At 70.6% G+C, this 17,013-nt stretch carries 18 protein-coding genes and 2 pseudogenes; 12 read left to right on the forward strand and 8 right to left on the reverse strand.

Features of this window, described 5'->3' with window-relative positions; translation table 11 throughout:
- Positions 1–73: 73 nt before the first annotated feature.
- Positions 74–586, forward strand: a pseudogene (locus AB1046_RS04340) (PhzF family phenazine biosynthesis protein); the annotation flags it as partial.
- Positions 587–711: 125 nt separating this feature from the next.
- Positions 712–852: pseudogene (locus AB1046_RS04345) on the forward strand (PhzF family phenazine biosynthesis protein); the annotation flags it as partial.
- A gap of 172 nt (positions 853–1,024) precedes the next feature.
- On the opposite strand, the gene AB1046_RS04350 reads toward AB1046_RS04345, so the two are convergent.
- Positions 1,025–1,444 carry a VOC family protein gene (locus AB1046_RS04350; RefSeq protein ID WP_369372701.1) on the reverse strand — a complete coding sequence of 140 codons (420 nt, stop codon included), beginning with the start codon at positions 1,442–1,444 and terminating at the stop codon, positions 1,025–1,027.
- Between the two features lie 62 nt (positions 1,445–1,506).
- Positions 1,507–1,953, reverse strand: coding sequence for a helix-turn-helix transcriptional regulator (locus tag AB1046_RS04355; protein ID WP_369372703.1), 447 nt, complete (start codon positions 1,951–1,953; stop codon positions 1,507–1,509).
- Between the two features lie 323 nt (positions 1,954–2,276).
- Between AB1046_RS04355 and AB1046_RS04360 the strand changes: the two genes are divergently transcribed.
- A complete protein-coding gene (locus AB1046_RS04360; RefSeq protein WP_369372705.1) occupies positions 2,277–2,912 on the forward strand; it encodes an AAA family ATPase in 636 nt (211 codons plus the stop codon).
- Between the two features lie 12 nt (positions 2,913–2,924).
- On the opposite strand, the gene AB1046_RS04365 is transcribed toward AB1046_RS04360, so the two are convergent.
- The gene (locus tag AB1046_RS04365) at positions 2,925–3,509 is read right to left on the reverse strand and encodes a carboxymuconolactone decarboxylase family protein (protein WP_369372707.1); all 585 of its coding nucleotides are present in this window, start codon (positions 3,507–3,509) and stop codon (positions 2,925–2,927) included.
- A 103-nt stretch (positions 3,510–3,612) separates the two neighbouring features.
- On the reverse strand, positions 3,613–4,635 hold the full coding sequence (locus tag AB1046_RS04370; protein ID WP_369372709.1) for an LLM class flavin-dependent oxidoreductase: 1,023 nt from the start codon (positions 4,633–4,635) through the stop codon (positions 3,613–3,615).
- A 150-nt stretch (positions 4,636–4,785) separates the two neighbouring features.
- Here AB1046_RS04370 and AB1046_RS04375 point away from each other — a divergent pair, with 150 nt between their 5' ends.
- Positions 4,786–4,980, forward strand: a complete 195-nt coding sequence (locus AB1046_RS04375; protein WP_369372711.1) for a hypothetical protein — start codon at positions 4,786–4,788, stop codon at positions 4,978–4,980.
- Positions 4,981–5,087: 107 nt separating this feature from the next.
- On the opposite strand, the gene AB1046_RS04380 is transcribed toward AB1046_RS04375, so the two are convergent.
- Positions 5,088–6,464 (reverse strand): NAD-dependent malic enzyme, encoded by a 1,377-nt coding sequence (locus AB1046_RS04380; RefSeq protein WP_369372713.1) that lies wholly within the window; start codon positions 6,462–6,464, stop codon positions 5,088–5,090.
- A gap of 154 nt (positions 6,465–6,618) precedes the next feature.
- On the opposite strand from AB1046_RS04380, the gene AB1046_RS04385 reads away from it, so the two are divergent.
- Both AB1046_RS04385 and AB1046_RS04390 read left to right on the forward strand, forming a co-directional pair.
- Positions 6,619–7,155 carry a GNAT family N-acetyltransferase gene (locus AB1046_RS04385; protein WP_369375568.1) on the forward strand — a complete coding sequence of 179 codons (537 nt, stop codon included), beginning with the start codon at positions 6,619–6,621 and terminating at the stop codon, positions 7,153–7,155.
- Between the two features lie 474 nt (positions 7,156–7,629).
- Positions 7,630–8,388 (forward strand): hypothetical protein, encoded by a 759-nt coding sequence (locus AB1046_RS04390; protein ID WP_369372715.1) that lies wholly within the window; start codon positions 7,630–7,632, stop codon positions 8,386–8,388.
- Between the two features lie 105 nt (positions 8,389–8,493).
- On the opposite strand, the gene AB1046_RS04395 is transcribed toward AB1046_RS04390, so the two are convergent.
- Positions 8,494–9,450 (reverse strand): ribonuclease Z, encoded by a 957-nt coding sequence (locus tag AB1046_RS04395; RefSeq protein ID WP_369372717.1) that lies wholly within the window; start codon positions 9,448–9,450, stop codon positions 8,494–8,496.
- A 92-nt stretch (positions 9,451–9,542) separates the two neighbouring features.
- A complete protein-coding gene (locus AB1046_RS04400) occupies positions 9,543–9,878 on the reverse strand; it encodes a hypothetical protein (protein ID WP_369372719.1) in 336 nt (111 codons plus the stop codon).
- A 226-nt stretch (positions 9,879–10,104) separates the two neighbouring features.
- On the opposite strand from AB1046_RS04400, the gene AB1046_RS04405 reads away from it, so the two are divergent.
- Positions 10,105–11,337, forward strand: coding sequence for a hypothetical protein (locus AB1046_RS04405; protein ID WP_369372721.1), 1,233 nt, complete (start codon positions 10,105–10,107; stop codon positions 11,335–11,337).
- Positions 11,338–11,340: 3 nt separating this feature from the next.
- Here the strand turns inward: AB1046_RS04405 and galE are convergent, their stop codons facing one another.
- The gene (gene galE / locus AB1046_RS04410; protein WP_369372723.1) at positions 11,341–12,363 is read right to left on the reverse strand and encodes a UDP-glucose 4-epimerase GalE; all 1,023 of its coding nucleotides are present in this window, start codon (positions 12,361–12,363) and stop codon (positions 11,341–11,343) included.
- A gap of 55 nt (positions 12,364–12,418) precedes the next feature.
- Here galE and AB1046_RS04415 point away from each other — a divergent pair, with 55 nt between their 5' ends.
- The 5 genes from AB1046_RS04415 (at position 12,419) to AB1046_RS04435 (ending at position 16,964) form a co-directional block, all read left to right on the forward strand.
- On the forward strand, positions 12,419–12,880 hold the full coding sequence (locus AB1046_RS04415) for a hypothetical protein (RefSeq protein ID WP_369372725.1): 462 nt from the start codon (positions 12,419–12,421) through the stop codon (positions 12,878–12,880).
- A 75-nt stretch (positions 12,881–12,955) separates the two neighbouring features.
- Positions 12,956–13,666 carry a LysE family translocator gene (locus AB1046_RS04420; protein ID WP_369372727.1) on the forward strand — a complete coding sequence of 237 codons (711 nt, stop codon included), beginning with the start codon at positions 12,956–12,958 and terminating at the stop codon, positions 13,664–13,666.
- Positions 13,667–13,773: 107 nt separating this feature from the next.
- Positions 13,774–15,264 (forward strand): tyrosine-type recombinase/integrase, encoded by a 1,491-nt coding sequence (locus tag AB1046_RS04425; protein ID WP_369372729.1) that lies wholly within the window; start codon positions 13,774–13,776, stop codon positions 15,262–15,264.
- 105 nt (positions 15,265–15,369) lie between these two features.
- The gene (locus tag AB1046_RS04430) at positions 15,370–15,786 is read left to right on the forward strand and encodes a YciI family protein (RefSeq protein ID WP_369372731.1); all 417 of its coding nucleotides are present in this window, start codon (positions 15,370–15,372) and stop codon (positions 15,784–15,786) included.
- A gap of 23 nt (positions 15,787–15,809) precedes the next feature.
- The gene (locus tag AB1046_RS04435; protein ID WP_369372733.1) at positions 15,810–16,964 is read left to right on the forward strand and encodes an RNA polymerase sigma factor; all 1,155 of its coding nucleotides are present in this window, start codon (positions 15,810–15,812) and stop codon (positions 16,962–16,964) included.
- The last annotated feature ends 49 nt before the right edge of the window (positions 16,965–17,013 follow it).

The following is a 17,013-nucleotide window of genomic DNA, read 5'->3' on the forward strand; positions in this document are numbered from 1 at the left end:
TGCGAGCAGCATTGCGTTCGTTGTGGTCGACGTCTTCGCGGAGCGGCCTCTGGCGGGTAACCCGGTTGCCGTGGTGCCGGATGCCGACACTCTTCCGGTGGCGACGATGCGGGCGATCGCGCGGGAGTTCAACCAGTCGGAGACGACGTTTGTGCTTGCGCCGTTGGACGATCGGGCGGACTTCCGGTTCCGGTCGTTCACGCCTTCCGGCGAGGAGGTCGGCGGGGCCGGGCACAACATCGTGGGTGCGTGGATCTGGCTGGCGGGGGCTGGTCGGCTGCCGGCGGGGCGTAAGGACTTCGTCCAGGAGATCGGTGACGATCTGCTCCGGGTGCGTGTCATTCCGGGGGCTGACGGCGCGGCAGGGGCCGACGACGGGGTCTCGGTGACGATGACGCAGCTGGCGCCGGTCGCGGGCGAGGTGCTGCGCGCCGGTGGCCGGGGTGGGCTGGCGGGTGCGCTCGGGATCAAGGCGGCGGACCTGGCCGGGAGCTCTCCGCGGGTGATCTCGACGGGTGCCGGTCATCTGCTGACCGAGGTGCGTTCGCGGGAGGTCGTGGACCGGGTGGTGCCCGAGCCCCGGCGTCTGGCTGACGCGCTGCGGGCCGTGGGCGCGGAGGGGTGCTACGTGTATGCGCTGGAGGGCTCCGGGTCGGAAGGTTCCGCGTCGGGGCCGGCGTGGCGCCGTATGCGCGCTTCTTCAACCCGATCATGGGTATCCCGGAGGATCCGGCGACGGGCACCGCGGCGGGGCCGCTGGCCGCGCGGCTGGTCGAGGACGGCGTCCTTGGCGAGGGTGTGGCGGTGGAGATCGAGCAGGGCACGGCACTGGGTCGGCGGAGTCTGATCCGGGTGCGCGCGCTGGCGGACGGCGTGGAGCTGACCGGCAGCGGCGTCGTCTCGGCAGAGGGTGTGCTGTACCTGCGGGCGGACCAGGTATAGCCCGCCACGCAGGAGAGTCCGAGAGCTGCTTGATTCAGGACTGATTTCGTTCAGGACTGATTTCGTTCAGGACTGAGTTGGTTCAGAGCTGCTTGATGCGCACGGTGTTGCCCGCGGGATCGCGGAAGGCGCAGTCGCGGAAGCCGTACGGCTGGTCGATCGGCTCCTGCATGACCTCGGCGCCGGTGGCCTGCACCCGGTCGAACGTGCCGTCCAGGTCCTTGCTGCCCAGGATGACGGCGGCGTAGGTGCCCTTGGCCATCATCTCGGCGATGGTCTGGCGCTCGGTGTCGGTCACGCCGGGGTCGGCGGCGGGCGGCGTCAGCACGATGGACGTGCCGGACTGGCCTTCGGGGCCCACGGTGATCCATCGCATGGTGCCCTGGCCGACGTCGAGGAGGACCTCGAAGCCGAGGGCGTCCCGGTAGAAGGCCAGCGAGGCCTCGGGGTCGGTGTGCGGGAGGAACGTCTGCTGGATGGTGATGCTGGTGTCTGCGCTCATGACAGTCACGCTAGATCCCGGTTCGGGGTGTTCGCTTCTCGATTCCTGATCAGGTTCTCGTATCAGGTTCTCGTGGGCCGGGTTCGCACCGGCCTGGTCACCTGCTTGGCGATGCACGCCGGGATACCTGTGGTGTCGACCGACTGGCCCGCCAGCGTCGGGTCGCTCCGGTAGACGCTCGGCGGCACCCCGACCAGCTCGGTGAACCGGGTGCTGAACGTGCCCAACGACGAGCAGCCGACGGCGAAGCAGACTTCGGTGACGCTCAGGTCGCCGCGGCGCAGCAGCATCATCGCGCGTTCGATGCGCCGCGTCATGAGGTAGCTGTACGGGGACTCCCCGTAGGCGGCCTTGAACTGGCGTGACAGGTGCCCGGCCGACATGTGCACCCCGGCCGCGAGCGCCTCGACGTCCAGGGGCTGGGTGTAGTCGCGGTCGATGCGGTCGCGTACGCGGCGCAGCAGGGCGAGGTCGCGCAGTCGTTCTGCGTCGGCGGGTCTGCTGTTCACGTGCTTGATCGTGCCATGTCTGTCGGGTCGGTGCCTCGAGTGAACCAGGGCTACCGGAGTGGGAACAAAACGGACCGTTTGTGGCGTTGTAAGGCTCGTAACGAGCAACTGTTCGATGTCTGCGCCCTAGGGCCTCCCGACACCCGGTTCAGCGCCTTTTCAGGGTGCTCCCGGCGATCCTGGATCGGCTCGCGCGATGCTGCTCACCCGGCCCCCTACCAATGGAGGACCACGTGACAACACCCGCCCAACTCTCTCGACCGCGCCCGGTCCCCGACTCCCCCGGTTTCCTCGCTGATGCGTCTGATAGGTCGCGCGATGGAGTGCCCGATCCGCTGATGATCGTCGTGGGTGGTGTGCCGGGCGCCGGCAAGAGCACCCTCCTGGCTCGGATCGCCGACGACGTCCCCCGCAGCGTCGTGCTGGATCCCGACCGTTACCGGCGCGCGATCGCCAGGCGGCTGCCCTCCTGGGCGCCGTACGGCACCTATCGCTGGGCGGGGCACACGCTGCACGCGGTGATGACGGTGGCGCGGGTCGTGCGCGGTCCGCGTTCGACCGCCCCGCTGCTGGTGCACGACACCGCCACCCGCGGCCGCCGTCGGCTGGCCCTGGGTCTGCTGGCGCGGCTGCGTGGCTGGGATCCCGTGCTGGTGGCGGTCGACGTGTCGCTGGCGGACGCGCTGGATGGTCAGCTGGACCGGTGCCGCGTGGTGCGGCCGCACGAGTTCGTGCGGCACTGGGAGCGGTGGACGGCGCAGCGGTCGGTGTTCGCGGCGGCCGGCGGCGGTCCCCTGGGTCCGTGGTCGCACGTGTACCTGCTGGCACGTCCCGATGCGCTGCGCCGGGTTCGCGAGCTGGCCCGGCAGCGCTTGGTCGTCCTGGCGGAAATGCCCGAGACAGGTCTTGAGACAGGTTTTGGCGGGTCCCGGGACGTGGCCAGGCCCTGCGCCGCCTAGGGGTGTCGCCGCCTACGCGTGCTGATCGGGGAGCCCGCCTGCCAGCGCCTCCCGGAGAGGTTCCGGCAGGTCGGGCGGCACGTCCGGCGGGACGGCCAGGGCGTGCAGGGCCCGGCTGTAGTAGTTGCGGGCCGCGGCCGCCAGGACGACGTCGACGATCTGCCGGTCGGTGAGCCCGAGCTCGCGCAGCCGCAGCGTGTCCGCCTCGGTCATCGCCGCGGAGTCCCCGCTGACCCGCTCGGCGACCTCCATCGCCGCGACCTCAAGCTGAGTGAGACCAGCGGTGCGGAAGTCCCGGGCGATCAGCTCGAGCTGGGCGTCGTCGAACAGGGTGCGCGACTTGCGCCCGTGCGCCAGGCGGCACGCCTGGGACCCGATCGCCCCGGCGGCCGCGAGGGTCACCAGCTCGTAGAGCCGCAGGCCGATGCTCGGGACGACGGCGCCCACCAGTGCCTCGAACGCGCGCTGCGCCTCGGGGTTGGTCGCCATCACCCGGGTGTGGCTGGGCACGTAGCCGAGCGTGTCGAGGTCGCCCGCGTACAGCTGCGCCCAGGTCCCGTCGGCGTCCGGCGGCTCGGGTGTCCGGATGATCGTCATTCCCGCAGGGTCCCACCGCCGCGGCCGCACGGCTGCCTGACGACGGGCGACATCGCGGGTGACGTTCCGGTTGCCGTACTGGACGGCGCGCCGGCCCAGCGCGTCACCGCCAGCCGAGTCCTGGCGCGACGTGCTTGATGATGTTCTCGATGACGTGCGCGTTGTAGTCGACGCCGAGCTGGTTGGGCACCGTCAGCAGCAGCGTGTCGGCCGCCGCGACCGCCTCGTCCTCGCGCAGGTCCTCGATCAGCGCATCGGGCTCGCCCGCGTACGTCTTGCCGAACCGGGCGGGACCGGTGTCGAGGTGACCCACCTGGTCCTCGCTGTAGACCTCCATGCCGAAGTACTGCCGGTCGCGCTGGTCGGTGATCGGGAAGATGCTGCGGCTGACGGAGACCCGCGGCTCGTGCTCGTGGCCCGCCTGCGCCCACGCGTCCCGGAACCGCTGGATCTGCTCGGCCTGCAACCGGTGGAACGGCACCCCGGTGTCCTCCGTCAGCAGCGTGGACGACATCAGGTTCATCCCCTGCGCCGCCGTCCACTCCGCCGTCGCACGGGAGCCTGCACCCCACCAGATACGCCGGCGCAGCCCCTCGGAGTACGGCTCGACCCGCAGCAGGCCCGGCGGGTTGGGGAACATCGGGTGCGGGCTCGGCTCGGCGAACCCCTCGCCGTCGAGCACCTCCAGGAACCGGGCGGTGTGCTCCCGGGCCAGGTCGGCCGCGCCGCCGTCGTCGGGCGCTGGCTCGTACCCGAAGTGCCGGTACCCCTCGACAACCTGCTCGGGTGACCCACGGCTGATACCGAGCTGCAGCCGGCCGCCCGAGATCAGGTCCGCGGCACCGGCGTCCTCCGCCATGTACAGCGGGTTCTCGTAACGCATGTCGACCACGCCCGTGCCGATCTCGATGCGGCTCGTCCGCGCCCCGATGGCCGCGAGCAGCGGGAACGGCGACGCGAGCTGGCGCGCGAAGTGGTGCACCCGGAAGTACGCGCCGTCGGCGCCCAGCTCCTCGGCGGCCACGGCCAGGTCGATCGACTGCAGCAGCGCGTCCGACGCCGAGCGGGTGCCCGACTGCGGATGCGGCGTCCAGTGACCGAAGGACAGGAACCCGATGTTCTTCACGCTGGCCTCAACTCCCCCGGGACCCGTGCCCCGTCCCGAGACGCAGTAACGTTCCCGAACTGTTATCGGCAAGGGGGCATCGTTTCCCGCTCCCCAAGCGTCTCAATCAGTGTGAGCAACAGTGCCAGCAAGAAGCGCGCAAGCAGCCGCGTGAACACCAGCATCAACACCAACGACACCATTCTCGATCGCACCGGCGCCCGGCGCCTGGGCTACACCCAGCCCGAGCCCGTCCGCTGGTGGATCCCCCTGGTCGCCTCCACCGGCGCGCTCCTCGTCCTCGTGCTCGGCGCCGCCGCGATGGTCAGCGGCATCGTCAACACGACGATCAGCAGCATCGGCTGACCGTCCGGCTGATCCAGCCGAACGGCCCCCGAGCCACACAGCAGTGTGCCCCGATGCGGTCTCCGCACCGGGGCACACTGCTGTCAGGACTGCTGTCAGGGCGAGCCCTACGCCTGCCTGCGCACCGCGTCCGCCACGGCCTCGGCGACCCTGTGGTCGAACACCCCCGGGATGATGTACGCGCTGTTCAGCTCGTCCGGCCCGACGACGTCCGCGATCGCCACCGCCGAGACCCGCAGCAGCTCCGTCGTGATGTCCTTGGCGCCCGTGTCGAGCAGGCCACGGAACAGCCCCGGGAACGCCAGCACGTTGTTGATCTGGTTCGGGTAGTCGCTGCGCCCCGTGGCCACCACGGCCGCCGTCTCGGACGCCTCGATCGGGTCCACCTCCGGCGTCGGGTTGGCCAGGGCAAACACGATCGCGCCGTCGGCCATCTGCGCCACGTCCGCACCCGACAGGATGCCCGCGGCCGAGACCCCGATGAACACGTCGGCTCCCTTCAGGCCCTCCTGCAGCGTGCCGGCGAACCCACCGGTGTTCGTGTTCTCCACGATCCAGCGCCGGTGCGGGTCGTCGGTCACCACCCCGGGGTGCAGCGCACCGCCGCGCCCGAACGCCACGATGTGTCGTGCACCCTGCGCCTTGAGCAGCCGGATGATCGCGTTGCCCGCCGCACCCACACCGGACACGACGATCCGCACGTCCTCGAGCTTCTTGTCGACCACCTTCAGCGAGTTGATCATGGCCGCCAGCACCACGATCGCCGTGCCGTGCTGGTCGTCGTGGAAGACCGGGATATCGAGCTCCTCGCGCAGCCGCGCCTCGATCTCGAAACAGCGCGGAGCCGCGATGTCCTCCAGGTTCACGCCCCCGTACACAGGCGCGATCGCCTTGACGATCCGCACGATCTCATCCGTGTCCGTCGTGTCGAGGCACACCGGCCAGGCATCCACCCCGCCGAACTCCTTGAACAGCGCCGCCTTGCCCTCCATCACCGGCAACGCCGCGGCCGGACCGATGTCACCCAGACCGAGCACCGCGGTGCCGTCCGTGACCACCGCCACCGTGTTGCGCTTGATCGTCAGCCGGCGGGCGTCCTCCGGGTTCTCCGCGATCGCCAGGCACACCCGGGCCACACCCGGCGTGTACGCGCGCGACAGGTCACGACGCGTCTTGAGCGGCACCTTGTTCGTCACCTCGATCTTGCCGCCCAGGTGCATCAGGAACGTCGAGTCGCTCGACTTGAGCACCTCCGCACCCTCGATCGCGTTCACCGCCGCCACGACCCGCTCACCGTGCTCCGCGTCGATCGTGTCGCACGTGACGTCCACGACCAGGCCGTGCGACGTCGAGTGCGCGATGTCGACCCCCATGACCGCGGCACCGGCGTCAGCTACCGCGGCTACCACCGTGCTCGTGGCCCGCTGCGACGCGGCCACCTCCACACGCAGGGTGATGGTGTAGCTCGGGCTGGGCAGCGACATCGTAGTTCTCCTATGGGTTCCCGGTCCGTCCCGGGCCGGTCTGCAGCGCACGGGCGTCCGCGCACGAGGAGATTCCTACTCCCGTGACGTGACCTGCGCCACAGGGGCCCGCCATACGGACAGCGCGACCCGCACCCGCGCCGAAGATGGTGCCGTGCACATCGCCCCCGAATCCCCCGCCCTCGCCGACGTCCGCACGCTCCTCGACGAGCACCTCACCGACATGTTCGCCACCTCCCCGCCCGAGAGCGTGCACGCACTGGACCACTCGGCGCTCCTCGCCCCGTCCCTCACCTTCTGGACCGCACGGGACGACGACGGCGCCCTGCTCGGCTGCGGCGCCCTCAGCGCCCTCGACCCTGTTCACCCGCCCGAGGTGGACGCCGAGATCAAGTCCATGCGCACCGCAACCCACGCCCGGGGCCGCGGCGTCGCATCCGCCCTGCTGGACGCGATCCTCACCGAGGCCCGACGACGCCGGTACACCCGGGTGAGCCTCGAGACAGGAACACAGGACTACTTCGCCCCGGCACGACGCCTCTACGCACGGCACGGGTTCACCGAGTGCGGACCGTTCGGCACCTACACCCTCGACCCGCACAGCGTGTTCATGACCTTGGAGCTGCCTGGACCGCGGACCCATGAGCCCGGGACCACGGCTCCCGCCGCAGCCGAAACCGCAAGCTCCTGACACGGGCCTCGTCCAGCCCGGCATACCGCAGGTAGGCGACCGGGTCCAGGTCCGCGAGCCACCCCAGGAGCGCCGCCCGGCGCTCGCGGACGCGCACGTCGAGCTGCTGGGCGGTCCAGGTCTCCCCCGGGTGCTGGACCCAGGCGCCCCGCTCGCCCGGAAGACGCCGCCGATCAGGTGCGGGTACATGGCGATGTTGGGCGCATAGGACCGCGGGTGGGAAGTGCGGGTCCCCGGGGTCCTCGGTCGGGGTGTTGCGGGTGACGATCTCGCCTGGCCCGGTGGCGCCGGGAAACCGGTCGTGAGCCTGCTTGATCTCGGCGGGGTTGCGCAGGTCGACGACGGTGGAGAGCCCGGCGTCAAGGGCCGCCCGGACGCCGTTGCGTATAAGCAACAAAGTTCAGCAAGATATGCCAAGCGAGATCACCTCTGGGAGCCTTGGAGCGCTCATTCTCAGTCCCCGAGGAGTCCCAGATGGCCATTCCGACCATGACCGCAACGCACCACCGAGTCGTCGCCACGCTGCTCAGCCCGCCACGCCTTGCCCCGTACCTGAGAGCCTCGGACTGCAACGTGCGCGCCGCGCTCTCGCTGTACCAGTGGAACGTGGACATGTCTTCCGCGGTCTACAAGATGCTGCACCTTCTGGAGGTCTTCCTCCGCAATGCCATGGATGCCGAGCTGCGAACCTGGAATGCGACGCAGATCGACCCGAGGACCGGCCGGCCGCACGGACCTGACTGGCTCCTCGACCCGTCACGACTGGTCGAGTGGATCGTTCGTCGTACGGAGATCGACAAGGCAACCCGTCGCGCGATGCTCGCGGTCAAGGATTCCAGCACCGGTCCCCGGACTATGACCCATGACGATGTTCTGGCTCAGATGATGTTCAGCACCTGGAGGTTTCTCCTGCCGAGCAAGGATCCCGGCCGCCAGCTCCTTTGGCGCGAAGCCATTTCGCTTGCCTTCCCGAACTTGGCACGACCAGTCGCGAACCTGGTGCAGGACGTCGACGGCCTGTACCGGCTTCGGAACCGGATCGCGCACCTCGAGCCGCTCCTGCCGGGCGGTGCTGTTGTGAAGGGCCACCTCAGAGCTGCACGCCGAGTACTCGAAGCGGTCGAGCCGACGGCGGAACAGTGGCTCGTGTCGCACCAGACCGTCTCGACGGTCGTCGCGGAGATGCCCGAACCTGCCTCAGAAATGCCTAACGGCCCCCTCAGTGAAAACTGAAAGGGCCGCGGCCAATCTATAACCGGGAGACCTGCCCCGGCTTTCGTGTATCAGGCTAGACCACTCGCACCACCAGTGCCACCGCGAACCGTCCCTGACCGAGCGCTACTGCCTCCGCGGTACCGGGATGCGGTCCAGGTCGGCCGCCACGGTGAGCTCGCCGTCGAACACGGTGCGCGCCTCCTTCTCGAACTCCGTCGGGTCGGTGTACCGCTGCGAGAAGTGGGTCAGCACCAGGCTGCGCACGCCGCTCTGGGCGGCCACTGTCGCCGCCTGCAGGGCGGTCAGGTGGCCGTGGTCGCGTGCCAGGTCCCGGTCGCGGTCCAGGAACGTGGACTCGATGACGAGCAGGTCGACGCCGTCGGCGAGAGCCCACACGGCGTCGCACATCCGGGTGTCCATCACGAACGCGAACGACTGCCCCAGGCGGGGTTCGCTGACGTCCTCGACTCGGAAGGTGCCGTGCGGGGTCCGCAGCGTCCCCTCCTTGGTGAGCCGTCCCACGTCGGGCCCGGTGATGCCTGCCGCGGCCAGGCGCTCCTGGTCCATGCGCCGACCGTCCGGCTCGTCGAGCCGGTACCCGTACGCCTCCAGCGAGTGGTCCAGGCGGGCGGCGCTCAGGACGGCCGGGCCGTGCAGCTCGCCGGGCACACGCGGCACGACACCGTCGCGGGACAACCCCTGCAGCGCGAGGTGCTCCTGGTGGTAGTAGGCGGTGGAGTCGCACAGGGCCTCGACCCAGCGCCGGCCGGACTCCGGGAACGTCACCGGCACGGTCTGCGGCACGGCGTCGAGGCTGATGCGCTGCACCACGCCCGCCAGCCCGAGGCTGTGGTCACCGTGCAGGTGCGTGATCGCGATCCGGGTCAGGGCTGTCGCCGAGATCCCGGCGTGCAGCATCTGGCGCTGGGATCCCTCCCCGGGGTCGAACAGGATGACCTCGTCGTCCCAGAACAGCGCGTAGCCGTTGTGGTTGCGGGTCCTCGTGGGCACCTGGCTGGCGGTGCCGAGCGCTACGAGCTCACGGCTCGAGACGCGATGGTTGGCGGGGCGTTGGAACACGTTCGCATTCTGTCCCTACAGCGCAGCGCGAGCACGGCAACCGGCACGGGAAAATCACTGCCGAGCCGATCCGGTACCAAACTTTCTGAAGATCACCCGCAGCCGGGCAAGACGTTCATCGGGTCACAGCCGTACCTCGCTTGTGCCAGCACGAGCACAGCCCAGGCAAAGCCGATCAGCATCGCCGCGCCGACGAGTATGTTGAGGACGGGGTAGGTTCCGTCCTGCAGGACCGGGGCGAGTGCGAGGGCCGCTCCGGCGAGCAGGCAACCTAGGGCAACAATGGTGATTGGGCTGGTCAGAGCGTCGGACGTCGACAGCTCGAGCCATCCGAATTGCTCCCCCACGAGGGTCAGTGCGAGGTAGGGCAGGGCGAACCCCAGTGCCGCGATCGCACGCCAGTCCATGATCGAGATCTTCGACAGCACGCTGACCTCCACTTTTGACCTGCTCCAGACGGTGGCCAAACACCCCCCACAAGTGTTAATAATCGGGGGGCGGTCCGCTATCTTTGGTAGTGATTTTCACAGAATCCGACATATTCGTACGTTCTCCACTTTCGGGACTCTCGCACTGATGACACTCTGTGGCGCGTCGTAGCGCCACCGGCGGCACGGCTGTCGAGGAAGGACGCGCATGGCGAGGGATGGACGCGTGGGCAAGCCCGCGTACGCAGCGGTGTCGACGCGGATCACCGGCATCCAGCTCGATCGTGCCCGCTTACGGGAGATAGCGGTCGTTCGCGTCGATGAACGGGGCGCAGTCGTCGACGAGTGGTCGGCGGTGCTCCACCCGGACGGCGCCTGGATCGCGCTCGCCGACGTCGCCGGCACCCTGCGTGAACGGCTGTCCCAGATGGCGATCGTGACGCACAACGGCCGGCTCGGTATCGAGGTGCTGCGCTCCGAGCTCTCCCACCTGGGCTGGGACCTTCCCGCGCTGGCCCAGCTGACGATGATCGACGCGAGCTACCACTACCTTCCGGGCCTGGTGCACCGCCGCCTGTCGGACTGCTGCACCGCCGCCGGTGTGCCGTTCTCGGGTGGTGGCCTCCCGTCGAGCTCCAACCCCGTGCACGAGGCCCGCGGGGTGGCCGGCCTGCTCGGCCGGTTCGTCGAGACCTCGGACGGCGTCAACGACCTGCCCGAGCTGCTGCAGGTCACGCTCCGCGCCTGGGTGTACCCGTGGCCGACAGCGCCCAGCCGTGAGCCGGACGCTCCCCGGCCCTGGCCGGGCAAGCGCGCTCCGAGCGTTCTGACGTCGCTTTCCGGGCAGCCGCTGGCGGACGGGATAGCCGCCGTCGCCGACGTGCGCACGCACGGCTATCTGGCGCTCATCGCGGAGGCGCTCCAGGACGGGCGGCTGACGCCCGAAACCGCGGTAGGGCTGTCCGAGGCCGAGGTGCTCTACCGCCTGACCTCGGACGCGGCCGCCGCGGCCCGCAAGGCGTTCTTCGACGCGCTCGTCCACCAGGCGATCGAGGCCGACCGGTACCACCTGGAGGTCCGCCAGGAGCTGTGGCGCGTCGCGGACACGCTCGGCTGCTCACGGGACTCCGTCATCGAGCCGATCGTCGAGGCGACGCCGGTGGAGTTCCCCAAGCTGATCGACGAGTCGGGGGCCAAGAAGCCGACCGACGGCCGCAACCGGGCGACCCCGGCACAGATGCGTGCCTGGGCCATCGCCAACGGGTTCGACGTCGAGGGCTACATCCGCCTGCCCTGGTCGATCGTGCGGGCCTTCGAGGAGGCACACGCCGAGCCGGTGGACCGGACGCCGCGCATCGTGCGTGACCCGAGGACCAGCGGGCCGGATCTCGACGACGGTGTGCCGCAGCTCGAGTTCGACCGCCTGGAGACCCCGCCGATCGGCAACCCGCTCGTCTGAGGCTCAGGCGCCCGGGAAGCCGTTCGGGTTCTGCGACTGCCAGCGCCAGGTGTCGGCGCACATGTCGTCGATCGTCTTGGTCGCGTGCCAGCCGAGCTCCGTGTTGGCGCGCGTCGGGTCGGCCCAGAACGCGGGCAGGTCGCCGGCCCGGCGCGGGCCGATCTCGTACGGCAGCTCGTGGCCGACCGCGCGCTCGAATGCCTTGAGCAGCTCCAGCACGGACGTGCCCGTGCCGGTGCCGAGGTTGAACGCCCGCGCGGGCTGCGACATGTCGTCCAGGTGCTCCAGCGCCGCGACGTGCCCGGCGGCCAGGTCGGTGACGTGCAGGTAGTCCCGCTCAGCGGTGCCGTCTGCCGTTGGGTAGTCGTTCCCGAACACGGTCAGCTTGTCCCGCCGCCCCACGGCAACCTGGGCGATGAACGGCATCAGGTTGTTCGGGATGCCCTGCGGGTCCTCGCCGATGTTGCCGCTCTCGTGCGCGCCCACCGGGTTGAAGTAGCGCAGCAGCGCCACCTTCCAGCCCTCCGAGATCTGTGCGATGTCCGTCAGGACACGCTCGATCATCACCTTCGTCTGCCCGTACGGCGACGACGACGACAGGTACTCGTAGTCCTCCCGGTACGGCACGGGCGCCTTCTCGCCGTAGACGGTGGCCGACGACGAGAACACCAGCTTCGTCACCCCGTACTTCTGCATCGACGCGGCCAGGGCGAACGTGGAGTCGAGGTTGTTGCGGTAGTAGTCCAACGGCTTGGTCACCGACTCCCCCACCGCCTTGAACCCGGCGAAGTGGATGACGGCGTCGATCCGCTCGTGCGCGAACAGCCGCTCGGTCTTGTCGGCGTCGGTCAGGTTGAACCCGTGGAACGGGATCGCCCGGCCGGCGAGCGCCTCCAGGCGGCCCTGGACCGATGGCTTGGAGTTGGAGAAGTCGTCGACGACTATCACGTCGTGACCGGCGGCTACCAGGGCGAGGACGGTGTGTGAGCCGATGTAGCCGGCCCCTCCGGAGACAAGAACGCGCATGGCTCCACGATATAGCCGGGAGGGGTCCCCGAGCCGCCGCCCTACGGTTCGGGGCATGGAAGCGAAGATGGAAGCGAAAAAGGACAAGCGCCCTCCCAACCTGACAGGCGCCATCGTCATCCTCTGGCTGCAGGCCGCCGGCAACGGCTTCGTCGGGGCCATCACCATCGCCTCGGCGGTGTCCGACATGGAATACGGCAGGGACGCGGGCCTCGACCTGGCCGCCGGGCTGATCTGCGTCCTTGTCGTTCCGGTACTGATCGTCGGGGCTGTCGGCCTTGCCCGACGTCGGGTCCGGGCGCGGGTGCCGGTGATCGTCGTGGAGGGACTCATCCTCGTCAGCGGGCTGATCCAGCTGGTCCTGACGCTGGTCGCGGGCGGCTCGCCGGTGGGTGTCGTCGGGCTGATCCTCGCGGTCCTGGTGCTGCAGGGCACCCTGTCCAGGGAGTCCGACGACTGGCTCCGAGCGGGCGAGGAACCAAGCACCGCAGTGCGTGACACCACGCGCGAGTCCTGAGCCTGACGACGTCGTCGGGCTCAGGACTCGCTGGATGCTGGATCCGGTGGCCCACTGCTCGGTACTGTCGCGGGCATGACCGTGCCAGAGGCGATGTTCCTGTTCGCGCTCGTCGCGATCCCCCTGACGCTGATGCCGGGCCTGGACAGCGCGCTCGTGCTTCGCACCGCCGTCGTCAGCGGACGCAGGCACGCGTACGCGACGGCGCTCGGCATCAACGTGGGCGTCCTGGCCTGGGGCGTCGCTGCCGCCGTCGGCGCGACGGCGGTCCTTGCCGCCTCCGAGACCGCCTACCGTGCGCTCACCCTGGCCGGCGCCGCGTATCTCGTGTGGCTGGGCGGCCGGATGCTGTGGTCCAGCTTCCGCCCCGGCCGCTACGACGCGTTGCCCGACGCTGCCGTCTCCACCCCCGCGCTGTCGAGCCCCGCCGTGTCCAGCGACGTCCCCGTGACCGCCGGCCGACGCTCCGCCTGGCGCTCGTTCGCCCTCGGCGCCACGACCAACCTGCTGAACCCGAAGATCGGCGTCTTCTACCTCGCTACCATCCCCCAGTTCCTCCCCGACGACGTGCCCCACCTGCTCATGGGCCTGCTGCTGGCAGTGGAGCACGACGTCCTCGGGTTCGCCTGGCTGGCCCTCCTGATCAACGCCGCCGGTCTGGCGAAGCGCTGGCTGTCCGGGCGGGCGATCGCGCGGGTCACCGACCGCGTGACGGGCGTGGTCCTGCTCGCCTTCGGCGGGCGCCTCGGGTGGAACGCCCTGAGCGGACAGGCCCGCGTGCTCTGAGGCCCGGTCGGCCGGGCGAGGCTGCCCTGTCCGCCGTTCGAGCCAGCCGCCGCGACACCCGCTCCGTGCTCCCCCACCGGCGTGATCAGGGCCGATACCCTCGCCCCGTGGCGTACACCGAGCAGCGCACCGACTCCGCGGGCCGCACCGGTCACATCGGCCGGTTCCGGGTCGACGGGCGCCTGCGCAGCACCCGCCGCTTCACCGCGAAGCGCGAGGCGCTCGCGGAGGCGCGGCGTCAGGAGGAGGCCGGTAAGCACGCCGAGTGGGTGGACCCGGCCGCCAGCAGGGTCACGGTCGCGCAGTGGTTCGCCATCTGGCAGGAGGCCCGCGTCGACCGCGCGCCGCGCACCATCGAGGCCGAGCGTGAACGGTTCCGGTCCCTGGTCTCCCCCACCTTCGGCGACCGGCCGCTGCGGCAGGTGACGCATGAGGACGTCGCTCGCTGGGCGGCGACCATGACCTCTCCCACCACGGGTGAGACCGCCTCGCCGGCCCGGCGCCGGGATGCCGCGCGGCTCCTGGTCGCCCTGCTCGACGCCGCCGTCGACGCCCGGCGCCTGCGCAGCAACCCGGCGCGGACGCCGTCGGGCAAGGTGCCGAGCCTGCCCCGCGCACCGAAGACCAAGCCGCACCGCTACCTCTCGCACGAGCAGCTGCGTCGCGTCGCAGACGCGACCACGTCCCCGCAGACACGCACGCTGATCCTGCTCACGGCCCTGACGGGCCTGCGCTGGGGTGAGGTGAGCGCCCTGACCGTGGCCGACGTCGACCCGCTGCGCCGCCGCTTGCACGTCACCAAGGCGTACACGCGCCTGGACGACGGCACTCTCCTGCTCGGCGACACGAAGACCCATGCGCGCCGGGAGGTGCCCCTGCCCGCGACCCTGGTCGAGGCAGTTGCGACGCAGGCGGCCGGCCGGGCGCCCGGCGACCTGCTGTTCACCGGGACGCGCGGCGGTGCGCTGCGCCGGGAGAGCTTCGACCGATCGGCGTTCCGCCCCGCCGTCCTCGCGGCAGGCCGCGCGGTCCGCACGCTGCGTGAGTCCCTGGGCCTACCTGCCTCCGGCCTGTACGACGACGCTGTGGTCGCCGCGGTCCGTCGGCTCCAGACCGACGGCGGGCTCCCACCGACCGGCGTCTGCGACCCGGAGACCTGGGCCCTCGTGTCTGACGCCGACCGGGCCCGGCGCGACGGCCGGGTCGGCGGGGCGCGCACTGCCGGGACCGGCGCCGGGTCTTTGGCCGGGGGCATGACGCGCGGCGAGAAGGTGAGCCGCACCCGGCTGCTGGCGGCGCTCTCACGGACGACGCTCGGGCCGGGCGCCGAGGACTTCGACACGCTCACCCTGCACGACCTGCGCCACACGGCCGCCTCCCTCGCCATCTCCGGCGGGGCGACCGTCAAGGCGGTGCAGCGGATGCTCGGGCACGAGTCGCCGGTGCTCACGCTGTCCACCTACGCGGGCCTGTTCGAGGACGACCTCGACGCGCTGGGCGACACGATGAGCGCTGCGTTCCAGGCGTCCGCCGTCGTGCTGGGCACGGATCCAGGCGGCGCGCGGATCCTCCGCGGAAGTTTTTCTGCGAGTTCGTGATCCTGATGTCGAGACGAGCGCGGCGGCTCCGTCCTAGGGTCGAGGGCGCGAACAGCGTCCAGGACTCAGGGCCTCGTGCGAGGCCCTAGAACCAGGGAGAACATCATGGCGAAGTACCTGCTTCTCAAGCACTACCGGCGCAGCGGCCCCGAGCACGTCCCCGGCACCGACGCGCCCATGGACCAGTGGGCGCCCGAGGAGATCACCGAGCACATCGACTACATGCGCCGGTTCGCCGACAAGCTGACCGAGAGCGGCGAGTTCGTCAGCGGCGACGCGCTCTCCCCGGAGGGCACCTTCGTCCGGTACGACGGCGAGGGCCGGCCCCCGGTGACCGACGGGCCGTTCGCGGAGACCAAGGACCTCATCGCGGGCTGGATGATCATCGACGTCGAGTCCCAGGAGCGGGCCTACGAAGCTGCGGCCGAGCTGTCCGCGGCGCCGGGCCAGGGCGGGCGTCCGCTCCACGAGTGGCTCGAGGTGCGGCCCTTCCTGGCCGACCCGCCGGCCACCGCCGGGTGACCACTACCCACATGGACGACCTGATGCGGACTCTGTCGCCGCAGGTCCTGGGCGTCCTCGTCCGTCGCGGAGCAGACTTTGCGACGGCCGAGGACGCCGTGCAGGAGGCCCTGATCGAGGCCGCGCGCCACTGGCCGGACGACCCGCCCGACGACCCGAAGGCGTGGCTCGTGCGGGTCGCCGGCCGCAAGCTCATCGACGCGCAGCGGTCCGAGGCGGCCCGACGACGCCGGGAGGAACGGGTCCATGACGAACCGGCACCCGGGCCGACCGAGCAGGCGGACGACACGCTGCTCCTGCTGAGCCGCTGCTGCCATCCGGCGCTGAGCCCGGCGTCGGCGATCGCGCTGACACTGCGTGCCGTCGGCGGGCTCACCACGGCACAGATCGCGCGCGCCTTCCTGGTGCCCGAGGCGACGATGGCGCAGCGGATCTCCCGCGCCAAGCGCACGATCACCGGCGAACGGTTCGACACCCCCGGCGACGTCCGGGCCGTGCTCCACGTGCTGTACCTGATCTTCAACGAGGGATTCACCGGCGAGATCTCGCTCGCCGCAGAGGCGATCCGGCTGACCCGCCAGCTCGTCGCGGCGACCTCCACGGACGCCGTCAGCACGGCAGACCCCGAGATCGCCGGCCTGCTCGCCCTGATGCTGCTGCACCATGCCCGCCAGGACGCCCGGTACGCCGCCTCGGGCGAGCTGATTCCGCTGGACGAGCAGGATCGCTCCCTGTGGGACACCTCGATGATCGCCGAGGGTGTCGACGTCCTGCAGGTAGCCCTCGCCCGCGAGCGGCTCGGCGAGTACCAGGCGCAGGCCGCGATCGCCGCCCTGCACGACGACGCCCCCACCGCCGACGAGACCGACTGGCCGCAGATCCTCGAGTGGTACGACGAGCTGACCCGGCTCACGGACAGTCCCGTCGTCGCGCTCAACCGGGCCGTCGCCGTCGGGCAGGTCGACGGGCCCCGCGCGGGGCTGGCCGCCCTGGGCGACATCGACCCCGGCCTGGACCGGTGGGACGCCGTCGCAGCCCACCTCCACGAACGCGCCTCCGACGACGCCGAGGCGATCCGCCACTACACGACCGCCGCGGACCGGGCCACCAGCGCGCCCGAACGCACGCACCTCATCAAGCAGGCGGCACGCCTCAGGGCGGCCCGCGAGGACGGCTGAACCGCCTCACCCGGGGGAAAGCACGACGTTCACGCCGGGGGCTGGCCCC

Source organism: Promicromonospora sp. Populi (genome assembly GCF_041081105.1).
GTDB lineage: Bacteria > Actinomycetota > Actinomycetes > Actinomycetales > Cellulomonadaceae > Promicromonospora.